General features: G+C 69.5%; 6 protein-coding genes. All 6 read left to right on the forward strand.

From position 1 onward, the window contains the following. The first annotated feature begins 28 nt into the window (after positions 1–28). Complete coding sequence (gene efp / locus ACO1X9_RS16500; protein ID WP_486351945.1) at positions 29–592, forward strand: elongation factor P; 564 nt, start codon at positions 29–31, stop codon at positions 590–592. A gap of 19 nt (positions 593–611) precedes the next feature. Further along, positions 612–1,028 (forward strand): transcription antitermination factor NusB, encoded by a 417-nt coding sequence (gene nusB / locus ACO1X9_RS16505; protein WP_486351946.1) that lies wholly within the window; start codon positions 612–614, stop codon positions 1,026–1,028. A gap of 95 nt (positions 1,029–1,123) precedes the next feature. Further along, positions 1,124–2,017, forward strand: coding sequence for an ABC transporter ATP-binding protein (locus ACO1X9_RS16510; RefSeq protein WP_486351950.1), 894 nt, complete (start codon positions 1,124–1,126; stop codon positions 2,015–2,017). Positions 2,018–2,069: 52 nt separating this feature from the next. Further along, positions 2,070–3,098: an aliphatic sulfonate ABC transporter substrate-binding protein gene (locus ACO1X9_RS16515; protein ID WP_486351947.1), complete on the forward strand. Its 1,029-nt coding sequence runs from the start codon at positions 2,070–2,072 to the stop codon at positions 3,096–3,098. Positions 3,099–3,105: 7 nt separating this feature from the next. After that, entirely contained in the window at positions 3,106–3,951 is an 846-nt protein-coding gene (locus tag ACO1X9_RS16520) for an ABC transporter permease (protein ID WP_486351948.1), read from the forward strand. Positions 3,952–4,016: 65 nt separating this feature from the next. Beyond that, positions 4,017–4,465 (forward strand): bifunctional pyr operon transcriptional regulator/uracil phosphoribosyltransferase PyrR (gene pyrR / locus ACO1X9_RS16525; RefSeq protein ID WP_486351949.1); only part of this gene is annotated, 449 nt, incomplete at its 3' end.

Here is a 4,465-nt window from a genome sequence, read left to right on the forward strand (position 1 = left end):
GGGCGTGCGGGGGCTAAGCTCGTCCCTCGTGGCTACCACCAACGACATCAAGAACGGCAGCGTTCTCAGCATCGACGGCCAACTCTGGAACGTCATCGAGTTCCAGCACGTCAAGCCGGGCAAGGGCGGCGCCTTCGTGCGCACGAAGCTGAAGAACGTCATGTCCGGCAAGGTCGTCGACCGTACGTTCAACGCCGGCACCAAGATCGACTTCGCGACGGTCGACCGCCGCGACTTCCAGTACCTCTACAAGGACGGCGACGGCTTCGTGTTCATGGACACGACCGACTACGACCAGGTGACGATCCCTTCCGCCACCGTCGGCGACGCCGCCCACTACATGCTGGAGAACCAGAACGTCCAGGTGGCGATGCACGAGGGCGAGGCGCTCTACATCGAGCTGCCGACCTCCGTCGTGCTCGAGGTCACCTACACCGAGCCCGGTCTCCAGGGCGACCGCTCGAGCGCCGGCACGAAGCCCGCGACGCTCGAGACCGGTCACGAGATCCAGGTGCCGCTGTTCCTCGAGCAGGGCACGCGCGTCAAGGTCGACACCCGCGACGGGTCGTACCTCGGCCGCGTCACCGACTGACGTTGTCGAGCGACCTCCTGTGAGCGCCCGCACCAAGTCGCGCAAGCGCGCCCTCGACATCCTCTACGGTGCCGACGTGCGCGGCGTGGCGATCTCGGCACTTCTCGGCGAGGAGGCGGAGCGCGCCGAACAGCGGCCGGAGCGCGCGTCGTCGTGGACGTACGCCCGCGAGATCGTCGAGGGCGTCGACGCGCAGCTCGAGCAGATCGACGGCGAGATCGAAACCCACGCGCAGGGTTGGCCGCTGAACCGGATGCCGGCGCTCGACCGCGCGATCGCCCGGATGGCGACGTGGGAGATCCTCTACAACGACGAGGTGCCGGACGGGGTCGCGATCGCCGAGGCCGTCGAACTCGCGACGAGCCTCAGCACCGAGGAGTCGGCCGGGTTCCTCAACGGACTGCTCGGCGCCATCGCGCGCCGCGAGATCGTCTGAGCGCAGTTCCGCGTCGCTTCGTGACGCAACGTTGCGTTGCATGACATCCCGGTTTGGCCGGGCGGTGCCGCTTCCGTAACTTCTGTCGGGTGCCCGTGACCGCATCCGCCACCTCCGCCCTGCGCGTGAGCCTGCGCGCGGTCGGGCGCACCTTCCCGGCGCCCGGGGGCGGCGACAAGGTCGTGCTGCGCGACGTCGACCTCGACATCCGTCCCGGCGAGATCATCGCCCTGCTCGGGCCGTCGGGCTGCGGCAAGTCGACGCTGCTGCGTCTCATCGGCGGACTCGATGCGGCGGATGCCGGCGAGCTCACGATCGACGACAGCCCCGTCGCCGACGTCGACCAACGGTCGGCGGTGGCGTTCCAGGAGCCGCGTCTGCTGCCCTGGCGCTCGATCGAGCGGAACGTCGCGCTCGGCCTGCCGCGGGGCACGGCGGCCGAGGAGGGACGCGAACGCGTCGCCGAGCTGCTCGGTCTCGTGCAGCTCTCCCACGCGACGACGTTGCGCCCGCGTCAGATCTCCGGCGGCATGGCGCAGCGCACGTCGCTCGCCCGGGCGCTCGCCCGTAACCCCGGGGTGCTGCTGCTCGACGAGCCGTTCGGAGCGCTCGACGCCCTCACGCGGCTCACGATGCAAGACCTGCTCCTCGACATCCACGCGTCCGAACCCGCGACGATCGTGCTCGTCACCCACGACGTCGACGAAGCGCTCACGCTCGCCGATCGCATCGTGCTGCTCGGCGAGGACCCGGCCCGTCCGGGGGAGGGGTCGTCGATCCGCTCGATCCTCGAGGTCGGCAAGCCGCGCCCGCGCGACCGTGCCGACGCCGCCCTCGCGCTGCTGCGCGCCGACCTGCTGGAACGGCTCGGCGTCGACAGCCACCACACGCCCAACTACGTCACCGCCGCGCTACGCAAGCAGCGTCAGCAGGTGGGCGACAGGCCGACCGGTGCGACCGACGAGCCGACCCGTCCCCATTCGTTCTGAACCTCGCGACCTCCATCCACAGCACCTCCAGCCCACAGCAAAGGAACGCACCATGAGAAAGAGCCCCTTCGTCACCCTCCTCGGTGTCGCGACCGCCGCCGTCGTGGCGCTCACCGGCTGCGTCCCGGGTGAGAACACGGGAGGCGACCCCGCCCCGGTCGACGGCGAGTGGAGCGGATCGACGCTCAGCCTCGACTTCGCCACCTACAACCCGCTGAGCCTCATCATCAAGGAGCAGGGCTGGCTCGAGGACACGTTCGGCGACGACGTCGAGGTGACCTGGACGCAGTCGCTCGGGTCGAACAAGGCCAACGAAGGGCTGAAGGCCGGCGCCCTCGACGTCGGCTCGACCGCCGGGTCCGCGGCGCTTCTGGCCCGCTCCAACGGATCGCCGATCCAGACGATCGACATCTACTCGCAGCCCGAGTGGGCGGCACTCGTGGTTCCCGCAGACTCCGACATCACGTCGGTCGAGGACCTGCGCGGCCGCACGGTGGCGGTCACGATCGGCACCGACCCCTACTTCTTCCTGCTCCAAGCGCTCGACGAGGCAGGCGTCGCGCTGAGCGAGGTCAACGTGCAGAACCTCCAGCACGCGGATGGCGGCGCAGCGCTGCTGAACGGGACCGTCGACGCCTGGTCGGGCCTGGACCCGATGATGGCCGCCAATGAACTCAGTGCCGGCACCGAGCTCGTCTACCGGAACATCGACTTCAACACCTACGGATTCCTCAACGCGACGGAGGACTTCATCACCGATCACCCCGATCTCGCGCAGGCCGTCGTCGACGCGTACGAGAAGGCCCGTGCCTGGGCACTCGAGAACCCGGAGGAGACGGCGGCCCTGCTCGCCGAGGTGGCCGGAATCGACCTCGCGGTCGCCGAGAAGGTGCTGCTCGAGCGCACCGTGATCGATCTCGACCCCGTGCCGGGTGAGACCCAGCGCTCGGTGCTCGAGAAGGTCGGGCCGATCCAGGTCGCGAACGGCGACATCGCGAGCCAGGACCAGGTGGACGCCGCGCTGGACACGCTCTTCCACACGGAGTTCGCGGAGAACGCCGACCCGGACCGGGTGGGCTGATCTCTCGATGACGGAGCTGTACCTCACCGGGGAGTCGGTGGTTCCTGGAGGCGTCCAGGGGCCGCCGGCTCGCCGGCGTGCGCGGGCGTCGCGCACCGAGCGGCGATCCCCGTGGGTCTGGCTGCTCGGCGCCGTCATCCCGCTCGCGTTGCTCGTGTTGTGGTGGCTCGCCTCGCATCTGGCCTGGGTGCCGGTCTTCAAGCTGCCGACACCCGAATCTCTCGTCGTCGCCGGCGTCGATCTGTGGAACCGTGGGCTGCTCGGCCTGTACGTCGCGATCTCGACGCAGCGGGTGCTCATCGGCTTCGCGATCGGGGCCATCGTCGGGCTCGTGCTCGGAGCGCTGGTCGGCCTCTCGCGACTCGCCGACGGCATCCTCGCCCCGACCGTGGGTGCGGCTCGCGCCGTGCCGTCGCTCGCATGGGTACCCCTGTTGATCCTGTATCTCGGATTCGGGGAGGACTCCAAGATCACCCTCGTCGCGATCGGAGCGCTCTTCCCCGTCTACACGACGGTCGCCGGCGCCCTGCGGCACGTCGACCCGCAACTCGTCGAGATGGGACGCGCGTTCGGTCTCGACAGGATGCGACTGCTGCTGACGGTGCAGCTCCCCGCCGTGATCCCGGCGATCGTCTCGGGCCTGCGCCTCGCGCTCGCCCAGGCGTGGCTGTTCCTGGTCGCGGCAGAACTCCTCGGATCGACGATGGGCCTGGGCTTCCTGCTGATCGAATCGCAGAACAACGGTCGCACCGACAGGCTCTTCCTCGCGATCCTGGTGCTCGCAGTGTTGGGCAAGCTGACAGATGCCCTCATCGGCCTGCTGGAACGCTGGATGCTCCGACGCTGGGGCTGAGCCGCTAAGATCGACGAGACAGACCACCTTTAAATCCGTCCCGAGAGGCGGGGAAGGAGGTCAGGATGACTGCACGCCCCGTGCTGCAGCAGGCTGACATCGAACGCGCGCTCACCCGCATCGCGCACGAGATCCTCGAGTCGAACCGCGGTTCCGCAGGGCTCGTCCTCCTCGGCATCCCGACCCGCGGCGTGCTGCTCGCCGAACGGCTGGGCGGCATCCTCGAACGCCTCGAGCCGGGCAGCGGCCGCGTCGGCGCGCTCGACGTGACGATGTACCGCGACGACCTCCGTTCGCAGCCGACCCGCAGTCCGCAGCCGACTCGGGTGCCCGACGGCGGGATCGACGGCAAGACCGTCGTGCTCGTCGACGACGTGCTCTACTCGGGCCGCACCATCCGGGCTGCGCTCGACGCGCTCGGGGCGCACGGGAGGCCTCGCGCGGTGCGACTCGCCGTGCTCGTCGATCGTGGGCACCGCGAGCTGCCCATCCGCGCCGACTTCGTCGGGAAGAA

The sequence above is a fragment of the Pseudolysinimonas sp. genome (genome assembly GCF_057350545.1).